This is a genomic window from Brevundimonas pishanensis, from assembly GCF_022750635.1.
GTDB lineage: Bacteria > Pseudomonadota > Alphaproteobacteria > Caulobacterales > Caulobacteraceae > Brevundimonas > Brevundimonas pishanensis.
In genome coordinates, this window is sequence record NZ_JAJKBG010000004.1 from 79,670 (window position 1) to 101,887 (window position 22,218).

The following is a 22,218-nucleotide window of genomic DNA, read 5'->3' on the forward strand; positions in this document are numbered from 1 at the left end:
TTAGCTCGCCCCTAAGATCGGGGTGACGACAGCAAGGAGACCATTCTGATGGCCATTACCGCTGAAAACCCCATCGGCCTCGACGGCTTCGAGTTCGTAGAGTTCACCAGCCCCGATCCGGCCGCCATGAAGGCGCTGATCGAACAGCTGGGCTTTGTGGCGACCCACACCCACCCGACCAAGAAGATCACCCGTTACAAGCAGGGCCAAACCAACCTGCTGGTCAACTACGAGCCGACCGGTCAGGCCGCCGACTTCCGCGCTGCCCATGGTCCGTCGGCCTCGGGCATGGCTTTCCGTGTGGCTGACGCTCAGCAAGCCTATGATCTGGCTCTGTCGCGCGGCGCGCACGCCGTTGACGCCTCGGTTGGTGCTCTGGGCGATGACGCCAAGGTGCTGCAAGGCATCGGCGGCTCGTACCTGTACCTGATCGACCAGTACGGCGAAAAAGGCAGCATCTATGATGGCTGGACCGAGATCGCTGGCTGGCAGGAAGCCGAAGCCGCCAACTCGGTCGGCCTCGATATCCTCGACCACCTGACCCACAACGTAAAGCGCGGCCAGATGCGCACGTGGTCGACCTTCTACAACCAGATCTTCGGCTTCGAAGAGCAGAAGTATTTCGACATCAAGGGCAAGGCGACCGGCCTGTTCTCGCAAGCGATGATCGCGCCGGACAAGGCGATCCGTATCCCGCTGAACGAGTCCCAAGACGAAAACTCGCAGATCGAAGAGTTCATCCGTCAGTACAACGGCGAAGGCATCCAGCACCTCGCCATGACCACCGACAATATCTACGAGACTGTCGAAAAGCTGCGCGCCCGTGGCGTGAAGCTGCAAGATACCATCGAGACCTACTATGAGCTGGTCGACAAGCGCGTTCCGGGCCACGGTGAAGACCTCGAGCGCCTGCGCAAGAACCGCATCCTGATCGACGGCAACGTCGGCGAAGAAGGCCTCCTGCTGCAGATCTTCACCGAAAACCTGTTCGGCCCGATCTTCTTCGAGATCATCCAGCGCAAGGGCAACGAAGGCTTCGGCAACGGCAACTTCCAGGCCCTGTTCGAATCCATCGAACTGGACCAGATCCGTCGCGGCGTCATCAAGGTCGACGCCTAAAGGCTGACCTTTTCGGGCGGGGCGATCACGCTCCGCCCGTTTTCTATTTTATCCGAGGGGAAAACGGCTGATGTCCTCCAATACGCCTTCGTATCAGACGGGCTTTGCCAACCATTTCGCGACCGAGGCTGCGGCCGGTGCCCTGCCCAAGGGTCGCAACTCGCCGCAGAAGCCGGCGATGGGGCTTTATGCCGAGCAGCTTTCCGGCACGGCCTTTACCGCGCCGCGTGACCACAACCACCGTTCGTGGCTGTACCGCCTGCGCCCGTCCGCGCAGCACGGCCCGTACAAGCCGTTCGATCAGGGTCTGGTCCGCTCTACCCCCTTTAACGAAACCACGCCCAATCCCAACCGCATGCGCTGGGACCCGCTGCCTATGCCCGACCAGCCGACCGACTGGGTCGAGGGTTTGGTGACCTATGGCGGCAATGGCTGTTCGGAAAGCGGCGCGGGCGTCGGTATTCACCTGTATGCCGCCAACCGTTCGATGGTGGACCGCGTGTTTTACTGTGCCGACGGCGAGATGCTGTTCGTGCCGCAGGAAGGCGCGCACCGCTTTGTCACCGAACTGGGCGTGATAGAGGCCAACCCCGGCCACATCGTCGTCATTCCGCGCGGTGTGCGTTTCCGCATCGAGTTGGAAGCCCCGATCCGCGGCTATATCTGCGAGAACTACGCCGCGCCGTTCCGCCTGCCCGACCTTGGCCCCATCGGTGCCAACGGGCTGGCCAATCCGCGCGACTTTGAAACGCCTGTCGCATGGTTCGAGGACGTGGATCGCCCGACGCAGTGCGTCCAGAAATACGGCGGAAAGCTGTGGGCCACGACGTTCGATCACTCGCCGCTGGATGTGGTGGGCTGGCACGGCAACTATGCGCCCTACCGCTATGACACGGCCAACTTCAACACCATCGGCACGGTCAGCTTCGACCATCCCGATCCGTCGATTTTCACCGTCCTGACCAGCCCGTCGGATACGGTCGGCACGGCCAACTGCGACTTCGTCATCTTCCCGCCGCGCTGGATGGTGGCCGAGGACACCTTCCGCCCGCCGTGGTTCCACCGCAACGTCATGAGCGAGTTCATGGGCCTGATCACCGGAGCCTATGACGCCAAGGCCGGCGGCTTTGCCCCCGGCGGCGCTTCGCTGCACAACTGCATGAGCGGCCACGGCCCCGATCAGGCTTCGTGGGAAGGCGCAACCAACGCCGACCTCAAGCCGCACAAGATCGAGAACACACTCGCCTTCATGTTTGAAACCCGCATGCCGATCCGTACGACAGCGTGGGCCGAGCAATCGCCGACGATGCAGCTCGACTACGACGACTGCTGGACCGGCTTCGACAAGGGTCAGGTGAAGTGATCCGCGCCGTTTTGATTTCTGCGACCTTGGTGCTGGCAGGGTGCTCCACCCCGCCCCCTCAGGTCCCGCAGGACGACGCCGCCTCTGCATGTGCCGCGCGCGGAGGCACGATGAAACCGGTCGGGCGGGCCCAAACCGTCCGCTGCGTGCTGAACTTCACCGATGCAGGCAAGGTCTGTACCGACGCTTCGCAGTGCCAAGGTGATTGTCTGGCCGAAGCCTCGGACACTCCGGCATCGGGTCAGGTGCAGGGACGCTGCGCCCCGACCAGCGACCGGTTCGGCTGCCGGACCGAAATCAAAAACGGCGTGGCCGAGCCGACACTGTGCATCGACTGAGAAAAAACGGCGCGGGCGGCGAGAGGGATAGAGGGAGGGACGCCCGCGCTGAAGGTTCAGAGGGAAGAAACGCCGTCCAGAGACTGCCGGTCAGCTATGAGAGATTGCCGGCCACAATGATATGCAGAAAATCTAAAATATATCCGAGATACGCTGCCGTCATTTCAAATGCTTAGCTGACCCTAGCTCGTGCCAGACAAAACTATTTCTCGGTACCTTCCATCACCTCATCGGCTTTCAACAGACCGTCTTCTAGCGTCAGCCGCCGCTTGCACTGGCGTGCGATTTCAGGATCGTGCGTACAGATCAGGAAGGTCGCACCGTCCTCCTGATTTACCTCGCGCATCAATTCCAACACCGTCTCAGCTGACTCGCGGTCCAGATTGCCTGTCGGTTCGTCGGCGATGATCAGGTCCGGTTTGTTCATCAGCGCACGTGCAATCGCCACGCGTTGTTTCTGGCCGCCGGACAAGCGGGTCGCAGGGAAGTTGATCCGATCTTTCAGACCCACCCGCCCCAGCAGTTCCTCTGCCCGCTCGCGCATCTCGCGGCTGATGCCGCCTGCAGGTGCCGCCGCTGGAAAAGCGACATTCTCAAGCGCGGTAAAGTCCGGCAGCAGGTGGTGGAACTGGAAGACAAAGCCCAAGCGCTCGTTACGGAACAAGGCGCGCTTGCGTTCGGATAACTGGTCCACCCGCTCGCCCGCGATTTCCAGTTCGCCCGATGTCGGACGCAGCAGCAAGCCGACGATGGAAAGCAAGGTGGATTTGCCCGACCCCGATTGGCCCACCAGTGCGGTCAACTCTCCGTTGTCCAGCGTGACGTCGATGCCCTTGAGCACCAGCGTCTCTTCCTCGCCGTTTTGGAACGACTTCTTGATGCCCGTGGCTTTCAGCAGATGGGTCATTGCTGGATCGCCTCCAACGGATCGACCTTGGCGGCATTTCGCGCCGGAATGATGGAGGCGATCACCGCACCCAGCGTCGTCAGCACCAGCGCGGCGACATAGCCCCCCTGCTCCGGCGCTATAGGCAAAGCCGAGGTGCCATCAGCCTTGGTGATCCCTTCCAGATACACGCACAGCCCGTAGCCCGCTCCACATCCGACCAGCGCCCCGACCAAACCGATCAGCAAGCCCTGAAGCAAAAACACCCAGATGATAAAGCTGCCCGAAATCCCGAAGGCACGCATAATCCCCACCTCGCTGCGACGGCGATAGGCCGACAGCACCAAGGCGCTGGCGATACCGATGATGATGGAGATCAGGGAAAAGACCTGGATCATGGTACCGGTCTGGCCCTGCGCCTTGAGGGCGTCCTCAAGGCTTTCGTTCTTTTCCTGCCACGGCGTGACACGCAGCGCCGTCGCCTCGCCCAGAAACTTGGCCATGTCGCGGGCGTCTTCCGGTTGGCTCAGCTTCACCTCGATATTGGTCACGCCTTCCGGCAAGGCGAACAACGGGCGGGCTGTCTGGAGCGACATAAAGGCCACCCGCTCGTCCAAACTTTGCAAACCAGTGCGGAAGATGCCGCTGATGGTCAGTTGACGTTCAACGCCGCGCTCGGTGCGCAGTAGGACCGCCTGCCCCGCCTGCAAGCCGAACTCCTCGGCCATCTTGGCACCTATCAGCAGGCCATCGGCCCGCAGTTGGCCCGTGCCGTCGACGATCTTGGACGTGATTTGGGAGATGGCATCCACACCGTCCGGCTCCACCCCCAGCACCGACAGGGGCGACACCGCCTCTCCCTTCACCAGAAACGCACTACCGGAGATTTGCGGACTAATGGCCGAAACGCCGTCCGTATTGCGCAGGAGGTCCACGACCATGGGCCAGTCGCGGATTTGCTTGCGTTGAAGTGTGGACACCAGCGCCACACTCTCGACCGGCACCTCGGCTTCAAGTACGCGGGCTACCCGCGTCGGGGCTTCGATGCTGACGTGCGCACTGTCACCCGTAACCTGTTCGGTCAGGCGAACTTCCAGCCCTGCGATCAGAGCGGTGATAAAGATGAACACCGTCACCCCCAGTGCGACCCCCGCGATCAACAACAGGGTCTGGCTGGGGTTCGACAACAGGTATCGACGGGCGACCTTGAACGCGAACACCGGCTCAGCGTCCGCTTGCCACGACCGGACGAATGGTCTTGCCGACCTCGACCGCAGCCGGATCGAGGACCAGCCGGTCGCCGGCCTTCAAGCCTTCGGTGATGATGGCGTTCGTCGAGGGCCAGCGCTCGATAGTGACCGGTCGTTCGCGCACCGTGTTGTCAGCGTCCACTACGCGAACCTTTGGTGCGGCAGTGGCGTCGATGACCGCCTGTCGCGGGATGGTAATCGCGCCTTGGCGGGTGTCGACCACGACGGTCAGGTCAATAGAGCGCCCCGGAGACAGCGTGCTGCCCCCCTCCGGCATAAGCTTGATCAGACGGGCACCGGTCGCGGAGTTCACGCGCGGTGATACCTCCGAGACGCGCGCTGTGAATATCGCCTCACTGCCCGATGCAGCGGCGCGGGCCAGCATCCCCGGACGCAGGGTGTCGGCATAGGCTTCCTCTACTTCGGCCTGGATTTCGGTTCCGGAGTTGGAGCCCAACTCGAACAGGGTCTCGCCAACAGTCACAACCTGCCCGTTGTCGATGGGACGAACCAGAACGACGCCATTCATCGGCGACCGGATAGTGTATTCGCGCGTGCGCTCCGAAGACGCCCGCACCGAGGCATTGGCTGCCGCCAGATTGGCCTCCGCGGTCTGCAGCGTAGCGCGGGCGGAATCCAGAGCGGCCTTGGCGGCGAAACCGCGCTCATACAGGGTTTGGGTGCGGCTGAAGTTCAGGCGGGCTTCGGCGACCTCAGCGCGGGCGGCAGCGGCGCGGGCCACCTCTACCTCTGTCTCGGCCTGTTCGACCGTCGCGCGAATGGTGGCCAGCGCAGCCCCTTGGGTGACCACATCGCCGTCATCCACAAACAGCTGCGTCACCTGCCCGGGGTTCGGAGACGCAACCTGCACCAGATCCCCCGGACGGGCGCGCCCGACCACCGACAACCCTACCTCTATTGTTTGAGGTTTTACTTCAAAGACAGTCACTTCTGGTGGGCGCTGCATCTTCCAGACCAGAAAGCCGACGAGCACTGCGGCGCACACGCCCGCGACGATCCACGCTGTCTGTTTCCGCCTGATTTTCATGCTGCCCCGCAATCCACTAACCCGTTGTCACAGGTGATGAACGTATACGACAACGGTAGAGGTTCCGATCTAACGGGAAATACTGAAAATTTCAGGTTTCCCGCCAGATCGGAGCGCTGGCTTTACCAGACCGGAACGCGCTGGGCCTTGTCCAGATACAGCTTCTGTCCGGGCTTGACGTCAAAGGCTTCGTACCATGCGTCGAGGTTACGCACGGTCTGGGCACGGTATGGACCCGGCGCGTGCACGTCCGTCAGCAGGCGGTTGCGCAATGCCGCCTCACGGAAGGCGCTGCGATAGTTCTGCGCCCAGCCAAGGAAGAACCGCTGATCACCTGTAAAGCCGTCGATGACGGGGGCTTCCTTGCCGTTCAAAGACAGTTTCCACGCGTCGTATGCCGCTTGGAGCCCCGCCGAGTCGGCAATGTTTTCGCCCAGCGTCAGACGACCGTTCACATTGGCATCCTCGAACGGCTTATAGTCATCGAACTGGGCTGCCAGCATGTCGGTCGCGCGGGTGAACTGGGCCTTGTCGGCGGGCGTCCACCAGTCACGCAGACGGCCGTGGCTGTCGAACTGCGAGCCCAGATTGTCAAAGCCGTGCGTGATCTCATGCCCGATCACGCCGCCGATGGCTCCATAGTTCACGGCAGAATCCGCATTCGGATCAAAGAAGGTCGGCTCCAGAATAGCGGCAGGGAAGATGATCGAGTTCTGGCTGGGCGCGAACAAGGCGTTCACCTCTTGCGGGACCATGAACCATTCGCCGCGATCCACCGGCTGGCGCAGCTTGGCCAGCTGGCGCTGGTATTCGGCCATGTTGGCGCGCTCGACATTGCCGAACGCATCATCGGCACGTACCGACACCGCGCTATAGTCACGCCACTTGTCGGGATAGCCCACGCCGACACGCATGGCCTTCAGCTTCTCTTGCGCCTCGGCCTTGGTAGCGGGGGTCATCCACGTCAGGGCTTCGATGCGCTTGGCCAGCGCCGCCTTGATGTTGACGACCATGCGCTCGACCTCGGCCTTGGCCTCGGGCGGGAAGTACTTCTCGACGTACATGCGTCCCACAGCGTCGCCCAAAGCCACATTGGTCATGGCAATGGCGCGCTTCCAGCGTTCCGCTTGTTGCGGCGTGCCCGACAAGGCCGTGCCATGGAAGCTGAAGTGCGGGTCGACAAAGGCTTTCGACAGTAGCGGTGCACCACGGTCGATCGCGTGGAACGCAAGATAGTCTTTCCACGTCTCCATCGGTTCGGACCCGACCAGGGCCGCCAGTCCAGTGATGGCTTCGGGCTGCCAAACCTTGACCGCCGATGCGCCGTTCAACCCTGCCGACTGGAAATAGGCGTTCCAGTCCATGCCCGGTGCCTTGGCCGCAAAGTCGGCGCGTGCCCACGTATTGTTAGCCTTGATGACATCGCCGGTGTCCAGTTGCGACCAGTGCGAGCGGGCGAGTCGGGTCTCCAGAGCCAGAACGCGGGCGGCGCGGGCTTCGGCATTGTCCATGCCCGCAAGCTTCAGCATAGCGGCGACGTGCGTCTGATACTGGGTCCGCAGGGTCGCAAACCGAGGTGCCGGATCGAGGTAGTAGTCGCGATCCGGCATGCCCAGACCGCCTTGCATCAGATACGGCATATAGCGCTCCGGATCATCCAGATCCTGAGCCACCCAAAGACCCAGCGGGCGATCCGTATAATAGTTGGTCGCGTTCAATGGATCGACATCGGCGCGCATCACCGAGCCCATATAGGACGACACTGCAGCACGGTCGGACAGCCCCGCAATGCGATCCAACTCGGGCTTCAGCGGGGCCAGACCACGAGCCTCGATGGCGGCTTCGTCCATGATGGCGACGTAGAAGTCAGCGACCCTCGCGGCGTCGCGGTCTTTGTTCTCGCGCGCGTGGGTGATCAGGTCTTTGACCCGCGCGTCGGATTTTTCGGCCAGTACCGAGAAGGTGTTCCAACTGGATTTGTCGTCGGGAATCTTGGTCGACTTGACCCACGCACCGTTGGCGAAGGTGAAGAAGTCATCGCCGGCCGCGACCGAACGATCCATGCCGGCCGTATCGAACCCGAAGGTTCCGTACTCGGGCGTTCCCTTGGTGGTCATCGCGCCCGGCCCGGAGCAGGCCACCAAAATACAAGCGGCTGATGCCGCAACCATCAATGACTTCAACGACACGGCTGCTTCCTCCCGACAGGGCCCGCACGCGGCGATGCCCTGATTCATGGTTCCAAACGCGGACTTCAGGCAAGAAAACTAGTAGCCCCCGCTACTAGTCAAATGAGAAATGTGTAATCCTAACGCGTCGGGGAGGCACGTGTTCAACGACCGCGTGTTGTGCAATTGGGGAAGCCATGACGCCTGAAGATACTTTGATGCCACTGGGCTTCACCGAGACCGAGGCCCTGACCTATTGCGAACTGCTGAGGGCAGGACCGTCCACCGGTTATAAAATCGCCCAGGGCATTGGCAAGGCACAGGCGAACACGTACAAAACCCTGTCCACACTGGCTCAAAAGGGTGCCGTCATAGACGACGGCGGAGAACCGCGACTGTTCCGTGCCGTGTCGCCCGAACAGTTGATCAAATCGCTGGAAGCCCGCCTCGCAGAACAGGCTGCAAGCGCCCGTAGCGCCCTAACACAGTTGGAACAGCACACGCCGGAAGACCGCATTTATCAACTGCGCTCGGTCGACCACATCTGGGCACGGTGCGAGGAGATGATCGGCAGTGCCCGCGAGGTCATCCTTTTCGACATGTTCCCCCAGATCGAAGCCTTTGCCGCCCCCATGCTGGCCAAGGCGGTACGTCGGGGTGTGACGGTGGAAGGCGTGATTTACGAAGAGCCGGACGCGCGCCCGCGTCCCTATCTCGTTACCCGCAGCCGCGCCTCGGAGGACATCATGCGGCGCTGGCCTGGGGCCGAGACGCGGCTGGTTGTGGATGCGAGTGAACAACTGCTGGCCCTGCTCAGCCACGATACGTCTAAAGTCCTGCACGGCCTTTGGAGCGAAAGCATCTATCTTTCCGTGATGCAGCATTATGCGCTCGCTGGAGAAATCCGGCTTCACAAACTTCAGGAAGCGGACCTCGCGCCGCACCTCACCATCGCCGGTGACCACCCGCCGGGCCTGCGCGCCCTGTTGGCGAGTGCCGACGAGACCTGACCCCTCTTTTTTTCAGTCGCTTATCAGTACCGGAGCCCCTCCCCCATGGGCCAAACCGATCCATCCCCCTCGTCCGACACGCCTGCTTTGGCCCGAACCCTCGGCTGGCCGCACCTGATCGCCCTTGGCGTGGGTGCGATTGTCGGCACCGGCATTCTGACGCTGATCGGCATTGGCGCGGACAAGGCGGGCCCTGCGGTGCTCGTGTCGTTCCTGATTGCGGGCTTCGTCTGCGCCTGCGGTGCTCTGTGCTACGCCGAGATGGCCTCGACGATTACCGCCTCCGGCAGCGCCTACACCTATACCCGCGTGGTGCTTGGCCAGCTTCTGGCATGGATGGTGGGGTGGAGCCTTATTCTGGAATATAGCCTCGTGGTCAGCGCCGTAGCCGTCAGTTGGTCCGGTTATGCCGCACCGCTGCTGCATGACTGGCTAGGTCTGCCGATGGCCCTGATGCAGGGCCCATCGGCTGGCGGCATCGTCAACATCCCCGCGGCCGTGGTCATTGCGATGATCGCAGGGGTGCTGCTGATCGGCACGGGTAAAAGCGCGGCCATCAACATGATCCTGGTGGCTGTAAAGCTGTCGGCACTGGCACTGTTTGTGTGGTTTGCCCTGCCCCACTTCAACGCCGAAAACCTGAAGCCATTCAGCCCGTACGGGTTTGGCAGTACCATGAACCCCGATGGCATCGAGCGCGGCATCATGGCCGCTGCAGCTATCATCTTCTCGGCCTTCTATGGTTTTGACGCCATCGCCACCGCTGCCGAAGAAGCCAAGAACCCGAAACGCGATCTAGCCATCGGCATCATCGGCTCCATGCTGGCGTGCGCCGTGATTTATATCGTTATCGCACTTGCCGCCTTGGGCAGCACGCCTTTCACCACCTTTGCCAACAGTCCCGAGCCTCTCGCGCTCATTCTGCGCCTGATTGACCAACCCTTTGCAGCAAGCTTCCTCGCCATCACGGCGGTACTGACCCTGCCGACAGTCATTCTGGCCTTCTTCTATGGTCAGAGCCGTATCTTCTTTGTCATGGCGCGTGACGGCCTGTTGCCGCGCGGGCTCGCGAATGTGTCAAAGAGCGGTGCGCCGGTGCGGATTACCATCTTCACCGCTGTGGTCGTGGGCCTGATCGCCCTGTTCCTCCCGCTGGGTGAAATCGTCGCCATGGCCAATGCGGGGACGCTGGTCGCCTTCACTTTCGTCGCAGTCTGCATGTTGGTCTGGCGTGTCAAAAAGCCGGACATGCCGCGCGGTTTCAAAACGCCGCTGGCATGGGTCATTGGTCCGGTCTCTATCGCGGGCTGCCTCTATCTACTGGTCAGCCTGCCCCAGAAAACCCTGCTGTGGTTCCTGATCTGGAACATTGTCGGCGTCGGTATCTATTTCGCCTACAGCCGCTGCAACAGCGCCAAACACCCGACCTAGGTCGCCTAGCGGTCAGGGAACGCCCCAAACGCCCGCGGGTTAGTTAGGGGCGGACCTATGTCCGTAAAGCATGCGCGCCCACCGGAGTATTCAATGAGCAATCTGACCCGCGGCCTCCTGATTGGCGGCAAGGAAGTTCCCTCCTCTAACAATGCCACGACGGACGACGTGTCGCCGTGGACTGGCGAGGTCTTCGCCAAGGTCGCGGCCGCAACCCCCGCCGATGTGACAGCCGCCGTAAATGCTGCGGCCAAGGCCTTCCCCGCTTGGGCGGCCATGCTTCCTTATGAGCGCCGCAAGATCTTCCTGCGCGCTGCCGACATCATGGAAGCCAAGGCCGAGCACGCCGTCGCCACCATGGCTGCCGAAGTCGGCGGTGCCCGTCCTTGGGCTGCGTTCAACGTCGAGCTTTGCATCGAGATTCTGCGCGAAGCCGCCGCTGCTGTGACCCAGCCGCGCGGTCAGGTGCTGCAAACCCAGATGCCGGGCGTCAGCTCCTATGCCAAGAAGGTGCCGTACGGCGTCATCGCGGCGATTTCGCCGTGGAATGCGCCGTTCATTCTCGGCATCCGCGCCATCGCTATTCCCTTGGCCGTCGGCAACACCGTCGTCATGAAGCCGTCGGAAGACGCCCCGATCTCGTGCGGCCTGCTGCTGGCCGATGTGCTGATGGAGGCGGGCCTTCCGGCTGGTGCGCTGAATGTCATCACCAATGACATCAAGGACGCTGGCGAAATCGTCGAGACCCTGATCGCCGACCCGCGCGTGCGTCTGGTGAACTTCACCGGCTCGACCCACGTGGGCCGCATCATCGGCACCACCGCTGCCAAATACCTTAAGCCTGCCATCCTCGAACTGGGCGGCAAGAACCCGCTGGTCGTCCTCAAGGATGCAGACATCGACTATGCGGTGAAGACCGCCGTGTTCGGCTCGTTCATGAACTCGGGCCAGATTTGCATGTCGACCGACCGCGTGATCGTCGTGCGCGAAGTCGCCGACAAATTCACCAAGGCCTTCACCGAAGCCGTCAAATCCCTGCCGTCGGGCGACCCTTCCGATCCGGCGACCTTCGTTGGTCCGGTGGTCAATAAACGCGCCGCCCAGCGCGTCTCGGCCCTGCTGAAGGACGCCATCGACAAGGGTGCGACCGTCCTGACCGGCACCGGCGAGATCGAGGGCGACGAACAGACCCTGATCCGTCCTGTCGTCCTGACCGATGTCACCAAGGAGATGGAAGTCTATTATGGCGAGATTTTCGGTCCTGCGACCGTGATCCACGTGGTCGACAACGTCGACGAGGCCGTCGATCTGGCCAATGACACCGAATACGGCCTGACCGGCGGTGTCATCTCGGAAAACATGACCGAGGCGCTGGCTGTCGCCAACCGCATTGAAACTGGTATCATCCACGTCAACGATCAAGGCATTGCCGACGAGCCGATGGCTCCGTTCGGCGGCGTGAAGAGCACCGGCTATGGCCGCTTTGGGGGTGACGCGGGCGTGGACGCCTTCACCGTCACCCGCTGGGTCACGGTTCAGGAAACCGGTCGCCTGCCGCAGTATCAATAAGGTCAAAAGGAAAGCCCTCCGGACTATCCGGAGGGCTTTTTTGCTGGCGCTCTACTGGCGGGCGCGGAAGGTCACCATTGCGCGGCTATCCGGTCGGTCTTCCATCACACTGCCCATGACGTCGAAGGCCCATTCCAGATTGTTATTGGGGCCGAACGTGTACTGATAGCCGACACCGATCAGGTTCCGGGTTCTACGGTCCACGGACTCCACGCGATAATCGAGGTAGCCGCCGCCCGCTCCCTCGCGCTTGGTCATCAAACGCCCCCCGAACTGATAGCCACACGTCAGCGCGCTATCGTTGGCAGAGGTGTCCTAGCACAACAGGCCGGGGCTGAGTCTCAGCGTCGATTGCCACCCCTTGGGATCACTGCCCCAGATGTGGAACTCGCCAGACACAGGGATGCTGATAGGGGTCATATCCACGCCGCCGACCTCGAACATCACCGGACGCACATCGTCGTCAACCATGCCGACCAACGTGGCCTGACCCAAATCCTCTGTCGCACGGGACAGGATCAAATCTGTTGTCACCAAGAAGCTGCGGATCTCGACGTCCCCGCTCAGCATCGCGCCATAGACCTGACGATGGCCCACCATCTTGCCCGACAAGTCGAAGCCCGTCTGGTGCAGATCGAAGTCGTACCAAGCGCGGCCAAAACCAACGAAAGCGCCCGCTCTCAGGTTTTCAGCCAGCTTCGTCTTCACATAGCCGTTGATCTGTAGAGAGTGGTCGCGGATTGAACTGTCGGCGAACGAAGGCAGATCGTTATTGGCAAGCTGCCCATGAGGCCCAGACCGAAGGTCAGGCCCTGTCGCCATTCATTCTCGATGCGGAGTGACGCCAGACCACGACGGGTCCAGTCGCCATCCGCATGGTCAATTGAGGCTCCAACGTTGGCAATGACGCGATAACGCGCCGTGCAGTGGGTCTTTGCCCAGTCCAGCGACGTCCCCTGACTGAACTCGTTCAAGTGCATACCCGGCGTGACGGTGCCCTGCGCCGCCGTTGCCATGCAGTCGCCCGTATCGCGAAAAAGCCCTTCGTTGAAGGCCAGCATGTCGCCAAGGCTCTTGAAGGCATAGCCACGTAGATCGGACTTCAACTCCTTGGCGATAATGGCGATGCGAGGTGCCACTTCATCCACGTCGGTGATCTGTACTGTCAGAGTATGGTCGCTGATGTTGGCAGCCACGTCGGTTGCTCGAACGACCACGACATAGGTGTTGTTCTTGTCGCTATCGGTCGGCGTCTCATAGCTCGGTGCGCTCACGAAGCTCAGTTCACCGGTGCTGTCATCCATAACAAAGTGGTCTTGGTCGCTACCGCCCGACAAGGACCATATGGCGGGTTCGCTGGCCTGCATGGTCGTGACAAGTGTCGCACCCTCCTCCAGCATGATGAGGGAGCTCGTTACGCCCACGGCACCATCGGGACCGGTGATTTGCGGTTCGCTGTCATCCAGGTCTTCGACCGTGATGGCTACCGTCAGAACGGCAGACAGGTTGTTGCTGTCTGTGGCGGTTATCTCGACCAGATAGACATTGTCGCCGTTGGCATCGCTTGGTGCCTCAAAATCCGGCGGACTGGTGAAGGTCACCCTGCCATCAGCGTCGATCCTGAACAGAGCGCGATCCGGACCGCCGGTGATTTGCCATGTGACAGGACGGCTGGAGGTAAGGGTCGCAATCTCTGGCTCTTCTTCCGGTACGGCCGTCCGGAACGTACCTTGCAGGGTTAGGCCGTCGGGTCCCGTAATAACCGGCGAGGTGTCGACCACATCCAGAACGGTCACTGCAATCGTCTGGACTGCCAGACGTTGTTGGTGTCGGCGTCCGTCGGGGCCTCATAGTCTGGCGCGGCCACAAAGGTCAGCGCGCCGCTCGCGGCATCAATGGCGAACTTGGCCGCGTCCACGCCGCGCCCAATGGCCCAAACCACCGGCTTGTCCGCAGACATGACTGTCACGCCGGTCTGGTTCTCGTTGACCGAAATCGCCGAAGCCGCAGCCCCAGTGCCCCCGCTCGGCCCCGTCAGAACCGGCAAAGGCTCGGCCACGTCGCGGACGGTGACAGAAATCACCACGACCGCAGTCTCTCTATTGGCGTCGGTCGCGCTGACTTGGACCAGATACACGTTATTTGTGTCCGCATCCGTCGGGGTTTCGAAGTCCGGCGCAGAAACGAAGGTGACCACGCCTGTCGACGGATTGATGGCGAACTGGCCGACATCGCTCCCGCCCGTGATACACCAAACGACCGTCCGGTCCGCCGTCAGCGTCATCACAGCGGTCTGGTTTTCGTCGACGGAGATCGACGCCGCGCCCGCTCCCGTGCTGGTGCCCGGTACGGTGAGTACAGGCGCGGCTTCCGAGATGTCGAGAACCGTGACCGCCACCGCCTGTACGGCGGTCTCATTATTGGCGTCTGTCGCTGTCACCTCGACCAGATAGACATTGTCGCCGTTGGCATCGCTCGGAGCTTCGAAATCAGGTGCCGTGACGAAGCTTATCTCGCCCGTCGCCGGATTTATCCGGAACTCGCCCGCATCGGCCCCGCCCGTGATAACCCATGTGACAGCATTATCAGCGGCCAGGGTGGTCACAGCGGTCTGGTTCTCGTTGACGGAGATGGCCGAACTGGCCGCGCCGGCACCACCGCTCGGACCCGTCAGCACAGGCGCGGGCTCGGACAGGTCGCGCACGCTCACGCGGATCGTCTGAACAGCCGTTTCATTATTGCCGTCGGTGGCGGTGACTTCGACCACATAGACATTGTCGCGATCGGGGCCTCGTAGTCGGGCGCGGCGACGAAAGTCAGAACGCCGCTGGAGGCGTTGATCGCAAACTTGCTCCGGTCCGCGCCTGCGGTGATTGACCACCTTACGGCAAGGTCCGCTGTCAGGGTCATGACCGCCGTTTGGTTCTCGTCGACCGTAATGTACGCCTCGGATGCGCCTGCACCGCCGCTGGGGCCCGTCACCACGGGCACAGGCTCAGCCACATTGAGCACATTGACCATGATGGTCTGAACGGACTTCAGGCCATCGGTGCCAGTCGCGGTAACTTGAACCTCATAGGTGTTGGCAGTATCGGTATCGCCCGGGGCCTCAAAATTTGGTGCCGCAACGAAGGTCAGCACACCCGTCGCCGGATTGATGGCGAAACGGGCCGCATCGGTGCCTCCCGTAATCGACCAGCTGGCCGGTATGCTGGATGTCAGCGTGGTCACCGAAGTCTGGTTCTCGTTTACCGACATTTCGGTTTCGGTCGCACCGGCTACTCCATCGGGACCAGTGATAACAGGTGCGACTTCCGCCACGTCCAGCACCGTTACTGAGACGGTCTGGGAAGACGCTAGCCCACCCGCATCGGTGGCCGTGACGACCAACACATAGACATTGTTGCTGTCGGCATCCGTCGGTGCTTCAAAATCGGGCGCGGTGACGAAGGTGACGACGCCCGTTGCACTGATCGTGAACTTGCTCGCGTCGGCACCACCGGAGATAGACCACGTTAGGGCACGGTTCGCGGTCACACTGGTGACCGCCGTCTGGTTCTCGTTCACCGACACAGACGAGGCAGTCGCCCCCGCCCCTCCGCTGGGACCGGTTATCCTTGGGGCCGCAACGGTGACGTTGAAGGTGACACTAGCCGCCGTGGACCAGTTATCCGCCGCGTCCGATGCCTGAATACTATAGTTGAAACCGTTGGGCAGAATGTCGAAATCGTTCTGCGCGACACCGGCGGCCGCCCCGACCGTGGTCAGACGCACCACACCGGCATTATCGATGGCATAGGAGCCGTCCGAACTGGTCTGGGTCCCGGTGTCGGCAAATCTGAACTTGGTGACGCCGATATTGTCCATGGCAAGGACCGTGGCAACCGTCGCGTTTGCCGCCTGATCTTCAACGTAAGAGAAAGCCTGTCCAGCGGTGACTACAGGTGGCGTCGTATCATCGAGGATATTGTTGAACACATAGCCGACGCTAAAAATCCAGCCCGTAATAGGCAACACCTGTCCCGCCGGTATCGCCCAGATTGATCCTAACGCTCGACGCCGACGCGTATGAAACCCGTGCCCGTATGAGGTTAAAGTTGTCCGTCCCCGTCGCGTATTCAAGGTTTCGATAGGCCACCAGCTTGCCTAATAGAAATATCGCGCCCCATGACAGAAACGGGTGCTGGGCAAGGCAGTAGAACAGTGCCGAAACTACAAACATCGGGATGCCCTCTCGCCGCCCACGGCACCGCAGAACCCACAACTCCTCAGTCTCGAACGCGGACTTATTTCGCCCAGTTCCAGTCGGCACCAGTGACGCGAGTATCCTCAGGCCGCGCCAAACCGATCATCAGCCAACAGAAAAGCCCGCATTGCTGCGGGCTTTCATGTTCGGATGGTGGCTTATTCCCACTCGATGGTGCCCGGAGGCTTCGAGGTCACGTCGTAAACGACCCGGTTCACGCCCGGCACCTGATTGATGATGCGTGTGGCCGTGCGGGCCAGAACTTCCCACGGGAACTGGAAGAAGTCGGCGGTCATGCCGTCGGTCGAGGTGACCGCGCGCAGGGCCAGAACCTTTTCATAGGTGCGGGCATCGCCCATCACGCCGACGGTCTTCACCGGCAGCAGGACAGCAAAGGCCTGCCAGATCTCGTTGTAGAGACCCGCCTTGCGGATTTCGTCCAGATAGATGGCGTCGGCGTCCTGCAGGGTCTGCACGGCGTCCGGCGTGATCTCGCCTGGAATACGGATCGCCAGACCCGGTCCAGGGAACGGGTGACGGCCCACGAAAGCGTCGGTCAGACCCAGTTCGCGGCCAAGGGCGCGCACTTCGTCCTTGAACAGCTCACGCAGCGGCTCGACCAGTTTCAGCTTCATATAGTCCGGCAGGCCGCCCACATTGTGGTGCGACTTGATGACTTGCGACGGACCGCCCGAGGCAGACAGGCTCTCGATCACGTCCGGATAGAGCGTGCCTTGGGCGAGGAACTCTGCGCCTTCGATCTTGGAAGACTCTTCATCGAACACTTCGATAAACAGGCGACCGATCGTCTTGCGCTTGGTTTCCGGGTCCGAGATGCCGGCCAGCTCGCCAAGGAAGCGATCCGAGGCGTCAACGTGGACCAGCGGGATGTTGTAGTGCTCGCGGAACAGGGTCGTGACCTGCTTGGCCTCATCCTTGCGCAGCAGGCCGGTATCCACAAACACGCAGGTCAGCTGGTCACCAATGGCTTCGTGGATGAGGACCGCCGCTACCGACGAGTCCACACCGCCCGACAGGCCGCAGATGACCTTGGCGTCGCCGACCTGTTCGCGGATCTTGGCGATCTGCTCGTCGCGGTAGGCGGCCATCGTCCAGTCACCGGTCAGACCAGCGATGTTGTAGACGAAGTTCTTGAGCAGTTGTGCGCCACGCGGGGTGTGTGCCACTTCCGGGTGGAACTGCACGGCGTAGATTTTCTTCTCGGTGTTGGCGATGGCGGCGTAAGGCGCGCCTTCCGAGGTGGCGATAACCTCGAAACCTTCCGGAATAGCCGTCACACGGTCGCCGTGCGACATCCAGACCGGCTCTTGCTCGCCAGCAGCAGCGATGCCTTCGAACAGCGGGCTGTCCTTGACGATGCTGATGTCGGCGCGGCCAAATTCGCGATGGTGGCCGCTTTCGACCTTACCGCCCAGTTCGGCGCAGATCAGTTGCTCGCCGTAGCAGATGCCGAAGATCGGCGCGCCGTATTCGAAGATCTTGTGGTCGACGCGTGGGCTGTCCGCTTCGGTCGTCGAGGACGGGCCGCCCGAGAAGATGATGGCTTGCGGCTGCATGGCCTCAAGCGCGGTCGTCGCCTTGGTATAGGGGTGGATCTCGCAGTAGACGTTCAGCTCACGCAGGCGGCGCGCGATAAGCTGCGTCACCTGACTGCCGAAGTCGACGATGAGCACCTTCTGGTGTTGGGTCGGCTGGGTCATGAATGCGAATCCGATACGGGAGTTGCGGCGGGGTCTAGGCCGGATAGGCCTGTGTGTTCAAGGGCTGCGGGCATGATCGCGCCAAGGCCGCCGCTTTCCAGCGCAGCCACCAGCTTGTCCCATGCATCAGCGAGATTGATGTCGACCTGATCCAGCGTGGAGGTCCAGTCCTCCAGCACCTTCAGCTCGGTCTTGCCGTCCGACACACCGCGCAGCGCCATCAGCGGCACGCAGAAGGTCTGGCACGAGCGCAGGAAGGCGAACGTCTCCATGTCCACCATGTCGGTGTCCAGCGCGTCATAGGCTGCGCCGGAGACGACGTTGGCCCCCGTCGACAAACGCGCCGTCGGCACGCCTTCGAGACGGCACGGCAGCGACAGCACAGCGGGCATGTCCAGCAGCGGGGTGATCCCCTTGGGGAAGCCTAGCGGACTGGCGTCCATGTCGCGGTAGTCGACCTCGGTCACCTGATAGACGGCGGCGTGTTCCAGCGTCGGCGAGCCGGAACTGCCCAGCACCACCACCAGATCAGGCAGGTCGCCCGTGGATTCGCGGCGAGCCAGTTCGGCAGTCAGGGACACAGCCCCTTCCACCGGACCGATGCCCGTAATCAGCGGACGTATACGCGCCTGAAGGTTCTGGCCGTACTCCGCCGGAGCCGCCATCACGGGAAGGATCGAAACCTCTCCGATACGCTCCAGTCGAGCCCTCATTCAGCGCGCTCGTACAGAGCGAAGAAGAAGCCGTCGGTGTTGGTCGAATACGGCGACAGGCGCAGTTGGTGGCCCTTGGCCTGCGAGGCGATGGCGTGCCCCGTCGTTTCAATCGCAACCGGCTTGAAGTTCGGATGGGCGGCTTCGAACGCGGCTGCCGTATCCTCGTTCTCGCGGGTCAGCATCGAGCAGGTGACGTAGGCGATACGGCCACCGACCTTCACCAGTTTCGCAGCCTGCGACATGATGCGGGTCTGGAGAGCGTGCAGACGCTCGACCTCTTCTTCCGTCAAACGCCATGCGTCCTCGGGGTGCCGACGCCAGGTGCCCGCACCCGAGCAAGGCGCATCAACCAGAACCGTGTCAGCGCTGTCATTCAGGTCTTCCAGACCACCGCCGTTCTGGCCGATGAGGACGAGGTCGGCTTCAACACCCGCACGTTCCAAACGCGGACGAATGTTTTCCAGACGCTTGTTGACGACGTCCGAGGCGACCAGGCGGCCCTGCCCCATCATCGATTGGGCCAGACCCAGCGTCTTGCCGCCACCGCCAGCGCAGTAGTCAACAACTGTCGTGCCCGGCTTGGCATCAACGAGAGCGCAGATGATCTGGCTGCCTTCGTCCTGAATCTCGAACGCGCCCGACTTGAAGCCTTCCAGCGCCTGAATGTTCGGCGGCGGCTCGGCGGACAGGCGCAGGCCCAGTTCCGACCACGGGGTCAGTTCCGGCGATAGCTCGGCGGCACGCAGCTCACCCTCGACCTCGTCGCGGGTAGCCTTCAGGCTGTTGACGCGCAGATCAATCGGCGCGCGCGGGGCCATCAGGTCGTGGGCTTCGTTCTTCCAGTTGTCGCCAAAGACCTTCTGGAAATCGTTCATCACGAACTCGGGGATGCCCGCAGCAACCCAGCCCGGAAGCTCGCCATCGACGGCGGTGATGCGGCTGCGTTCCTGTTTGGACAGCGGACGCGGGCCATAGCCTTCGCCCGAGTGCAGGGCCTCGATCTCTTCCAGCGACAGGCTGTCCAGCGCGTGCAGGCTGCCGATGACCAATGCGCGGCCATCCTCGCGGCCACCCATGATCCAGCTCAGGCGGCCACGGGCGCGCAGCACCTTATAGACGCGGTCCGCGATGGCGCGGCGGTCCTTGGAACCTGCATAGCGGTTGGCAGTGCCCCACGCTTTCAACACCACCTCGGCGGGCTGACGGCCCTGCGCGATGGAGTCGAGAATGGATGCGGCGGCGGCGAGACGGGCGGCTGGGGTCAATGGACTTCAGTTCAGATAAACGGGGCCGCCAGGACCATGATCAGTCCCGCAAGCGAGACCAGCCATACCAGTGACCGGATAAAGGGGATGCCCAAGGCATAGAGCGGTATGAAGGCCACCCGTCCCCAGAAATAGAGTGCCGAGCCCCAAACTGTAAGCGCGCCATTAGCCGAAGCCAGATGGGCAATCAGCACAGCGCCGATAAACAGTGGAAGGGTCTCGTAGAGGTTGGACTGGGCCCGCTCCAGACGCCCTGTCAGAGGTTTCTCTGACGACGGCGTCTTGTCGCGCGGGCCCGCATTCCATTTCAGACCGAACTCCGCCGTCCTTGCTCCGGCGGGCAGGAAGACCTGCACCAGCGCCAAAATCAAAGTCAGGCTAAGATAGGTGAGTTCGGTCGTCATTGGTTGCCCCTTGGTGGATTACCCTTGGCGGTAGTTCGGTGCCTCGCGGGTGATCATGACGTCATGGACGTGGCTCTCTCGCAAGCCCGCACCGGTGATGCGGACGAAGCGGGCGCGCTTCTGGAACTCGTCGATGGTGGCACCACCAACATAGCCCATCGAGGCACGCAGACCCCCGACCATCTGGTGGATGACCGGCGAGATCGGGCCCTTGTAGGCCGTCTGGCCTTCAATGCCTTCCGGCACCAGCTTCTCGGACGAGACTTCCTTTTGGAAGTAACGGTCCGCAGAGCCTGCGCCCATCGCGCCAACCGAGCCCATACCGCGGTACGATTTGTACGAACGGCCCTGGTACAGGAAGACCTCGCCCGGCGATTCATCCGTACCGGCGAACATCGAACCCATCATGGCGGCCGAAGCGCCGGCAGCGATAGCCTTGGCCATATCGCCCGAGTACTTGATGCCACCGTCGGCGATGACGGTAGCGCCCGTACCTTCGGCAGCGCGGGCAGCGTCCATGATCGCGGTCAGCTGCGGCACGCCGACGCCAGCCACGATACGGGTGGTGCAGATCGAGCCCGGACCGATGCCGACCTTAACAACGTCAGCACCGGCGTCGATCAGAGCGCGGGTGGCGTCATAGGTGGCGACGTTACCGGCCACGATGGCGATGCGGTTGTTCTCACGCTTGATGCGCTCGACGACAGCGGCAACCGAGGCCGAGTGGCCGTGGGCGGTGTCGATGACGACGAGGTCGGCACCGGCTTCGGCCAGAGCCATAGCGCGCTCGTAGCCTGCATCACCGACGGTCGAGGCCGCGCCGACCAGCAGGCGACCGTGGTCGTCCTTGGCGGCGTTCGGGAAGGCTTGAGCCTTCTCGATGTCCTTCATGGTGATCAGGCCGACGGCGCGGTTGTCTTCGTCAACGACGATGACGCGCTCGATCTTGCGGGTGCGCAGAAGCTCGCGGGCTTCCTCGCGGCTGGCACCTTCGCGGACCGTAATCAGATCGCCCGTGGTCATCAGGCTGGAAGCCTTGATCGACGGGTCGTTCTCAAAACGCATGTCGCGGTTGGTCAGCATGCCGACCAGACGGCCCGTTTCCGGATCAACGACAGGGAAGCCGCTGATCTTCTTGCGGGCGACGATGTCGCGCACTTCGCCGAGGGTGGTTTCAGGAGTGACGGTGACCGGATTGATCACCATGCCGCTCTCATAACGCTTGACGGTGCGGACCTGCTCGGCCTGCTCCTCGATGGTCATGTTGCGGTGAAGGATACCCATGCCGCCAGCCTGCGCCATGGCAATGGCAAGTCGGCTTTCGGTCACAGTGTCCATAGCGGACGACAGCAGCGGAATGTTCAGGGTGATGTCGCGGGTGAGGCGCGTCGAAACGTTCACATCGGCAGGCATAACCTCCGACGGACCGGGTTCGAGCAAAACATCGTCGAAGGTAAGGCCTTCGCGTATCTCCATGGGGGAGTCTCCGTTTTGCGAGCCGCGTATAGAGGCTAATGGCCAGAGTCGGCAAGGGTGCAGCGCAATAAAACCCGCGATCTCCGATCACCTTTTGCGACAAATCCCCCGCAGAGGCGCACCCATCGCCGATAGAGCCCGTCGAAAGTGGGGCCTATCATCATAATAAGAATTTATGCTTTGCAACCGTCCCCCAAATTCAGACATT

General features: G+C 62.0%; 20 protein-coding genes. 6 read left to right on the forward strand and 14 right to left on the reverse strand.

The window, feature by feature from the left end:
• Positions 1-48 precede the first annotated feature (48 nt).
• The 3 genes from hppD to LOX95_RS09025 all read left to right on the forward strand — a co-directional run bounded on the left by hppD (position 49) and on the right by LOX95_RS09025 (position 2,820).
• Positions 49-1,119 (forward strand): 4-hydroxyphenylpyruvate dioxygenase, encoded by a 1,071-nt coding sequence (hppD, locus tag LOX95_RS09015; RefSeq protein WP_427846579.1) that lies wholly within the window; start codon positions 49-51, stop codon positions 1,117-1,119.
• 70 nt (positions 1,120-1,189) lie between these two features.
• A complete protein-coding gene (hmgA, locus tag LOX95_RS09020) occupies positions 1,190-2,482 on the forward strand; it encodes a homogentisate 1,2-dioxygenase (protein ID WP_242914156.1) in 1,293 nt (430 codons plus the stop codon).
• Positions 2,479-2,820, forward strand: coding sequence for a hypothetical protein (locus LOX95_RS09025; RefSeq protein ID WP_242914157.1), 342 nt, complete (start codon positions 2,479-2,481; stop codon positions 2,818-2,820). The genes hmgA and LOX95_RS09025 overlap by 4 nt, the downstream gene beginning before the upstream one ends.
• 202 nt (positions 2,821-3,022) lie before the next feature.
• Here the strand turns inward: LOX95_RS09025 and LOX95_RS09030 are convergent, their stop codons facing one another.
• The 4 genes from LOX95_RS09030 to LOX95_RS09045 form a co-directional block, all read right to left on the reverse strand.
• The gene (locus LOX95_RS09030) at positions 3,023-3,727 is read right to left on the reverse strand and encodes an ABC transporter ATP-binding protein (RefSeq protein WP_242914158.1); all 705 of its coding nucleotides are present in this window, start codon (positions 3,725-3,727) and stop codon (positions 3,023-3,025) included.
• Entirely contained in the window at positions 3,724-4,926 is a 1,203-nt protein-coding gene (locus LOX95_RS09035; protein WP_242914159.1) for an ABC transporter permease, read from the reverse strand. Before LOX95_RS09035 ends, LOX95_RS09030 begins: the two co-directional genes overlap by 4 nt.
• A 4-nt stretch (positions 4,927-4,930) precedes the next feature.
• Positions 4,931-6,004, reverse strand: a complete 1,074-nt coding sequence (locus tag LOX95_RS09040; protein ID WP_242914160.1) for an efflux RND transporter periplasmic adaptor subunit — start codon at positions 6,002-6,004, stop codon at positions 4,931-4,933.
• 122 nt (positions 6,005-6,126) lie between these two features.
• On the reverse strand, positions 6,127-8,121 hold the full coding sequence (locus LOX95_RS09045; RefSeq protein ID WP_242914161.1) for a M13 family metallopeptidase: 1,995 nt from the start codon (positions 8,119-8,121) through the stop codon (positions 6,127-6,129).
• A gap of 248 nt (positions 8,122-8,369) precedes the next feature.
• Between LOX95_RS09045 and LOX95_RS09050 the strand changes: the two genes are divergently transcribed.
• The 3 genes from LOX95_RS09050 to LOX95_RS09060 all read left to right on the forward strand — a co-directional run bounded on the left by LOX95_RS09050 (position 8,370) and on the right by LOX95_RS09060 (position 12,182).
• On the forward strand, positions 8,370-9,182 hold the full coding sequence (locus LOX95_RS09050; RefSeq protein WP_242914162.1) for a TrmB family transcriptional regulator: 813 nt from the start codon (positions 8,370-8,372) through the stop codon (positions 9,180-9,182).
• 45 nt (positions 9,183-9,227) lie between these two features.
• Positions 9,228-10,613 (forward strand): amino acid permease, encoded by a 1,386-nt coding sequence (locus LOX95_RS09055; protein WP_242914163.1) that lies wholly within the window; start codon positions 9,228-9,230, stop codon positions 10,611-10,613.
• 93 nt (positions 10,614-10,706) lie between these two features.
• Positions 10,707-12,182, forward strand: coding sequence for an aldehyde dehydrogenase family protein (locus LOX95_RS09060; protein ID WP_242914164.1), 1,476 nt, complete (start codon positions 10,707-10,709; stop codon positions 12,180-12,182).
• A 51-nt stretch (positions 12,183-12,233) separates the two neighbouring features.
• Here the strand turns inward: LOX95_RS09060 and LOX95_RS09065 are convergent, their stop codons facing one another.
• The 10 genes from LOX95_RS09065 to guaB form a co-directional block, all read right to left on the reverse strand.
• Complete coding sequence (locus LOX95_RS09065; protein ID WP_242914165.1) at positions 12,234-12,440, reverse strand: hypothetical protein; 207 nt, start codon at positions 12,438-12,440, stop codon at positions 12,234-12,236.
• Between the two features lie 57 nt (positions 12,441-12,497).
• The gene (locus tag LOX95_RS09070; RefSeq protein ID WP_242914166.1) at positions 12,498-12,890 is read right to left on the reverse strand and encodes a hypothetical protein; all 393 of its coding nucleotides are present in this window, start codon (positions 12,888-12,890) and stop codon (positions 12,498-12,500) included.
• Positions 12,887-13,978 carry a cadherin repeat domain-containing protein gene (locus LOX95_RS09075; RefSeq protein WP_242914167.1) on the reverse strand — a complete coding sequence of 364 codons (1,092 nt, stop codon included), beginning with the start codon at positions 13,976-13,978 and terminating at the stop codon, positions 12,887-12,889. Before LOX95_RS09075 ends, LOX95_RS09070 begins: the two co-directional genes overlap by 4 nt.
• On the reverse strand, positions 13,975-14,949 hold the full coding sequence (locus LOX95_RS09080; protein WP_242914168.1) for a cadherin repeat domain-containing protein: 975 nt from the start codon (positions 14,947-14,949) through the stop codon (positions 13,975-13,977). Before LOX95_RS09080 ends, LOX95_RS09075 begins: the two co-directional genes overlap by 4 nt.
• Positions 14,889-16,199 (reverse strand): cadherin repeat domain-containing protein, encoded by a 1,311-nt coding sequence (locus LOX95_RS09085; RefSeq protein ID WP_242914169.1) that lies wholly within the window; start codon positions 16,197-16,199, stop codon positions 14,889-14,891. Before LOX95_RS09085 ends, LOX95_RS09080 begins: the two co-directional genes overlap by 61 nt.
• Positions 16,200-16,586: 387 nt before the next feature.
• Positions 16,587-18,149 carry a glutamine-hydrolyzing GMP synthase gene (guaA, locus tag LOX95_RS09090; RefSeq protein ID WP_242914170.1) on the reverse strand — a complete coding sequence of 521 codons (1,563 nt, stop codon included), beginning with the start codon at positions 18,147-18,149 and terminating at the stop codon, positions 16,587-16,589.
• Complete coding sequence (locus LOX95_RS09095) at positions 18,146-18,862, reverse strand: 5'-methylthioadenosine/S-adenosylhomocysteine nucleosidase (protein WP_242914171.1); 717 nt, start codon at positions 18,860-18,862, stop codon at positions 18,146-18,148. The genes guaA and LOX95_RS09095 overlap by 4 nt, the downstream gene beginning before the upstream one ends.
• Positions 18,859-20,130 carry an RsmB/NOP family class I SAM-dependent RNA methyltransferase gene (locus LOX95_RS09100; RefSeq protein WP_242914172.1) on the reverse strand — a complete coding sequence of 424 codons (1,272 nt, stop codon included), beginning with the start codon at positions 20,128-20,130 and terminating at the stop codon, positions 18,859-18,861. The genes LOX95_RS09095 and LOX95_RS09100 overlap by 4 nt, the downstream gene beginning before the upstream one ends.
• An 11-nt stretch (positions 20,131-20,141) precedes the next feature.
• Entirely contained in the window at positions 20,142-20,534 is a 393-nt protein-coding gene (locus LOX95_RS09105) for an MAPEG family protein (protein ID WP_242914173.1), read from the reverse strand.
• 18 nt (positions 20,535-20,552) lie between these two features.
• Complete coding sequence (gene guaB / locus LOX95_RS09110; RefSeq protein ID WP_242914174.1) at positions 20,553-22,010, reverse strand: IMP dehydrogenase; 1,458 nt, start codon at positions 22,008-22,010, stop codon at positions 20,553-20,555.
• Positions 22,011-22,218: the final 208 nt, after the last annotated feature.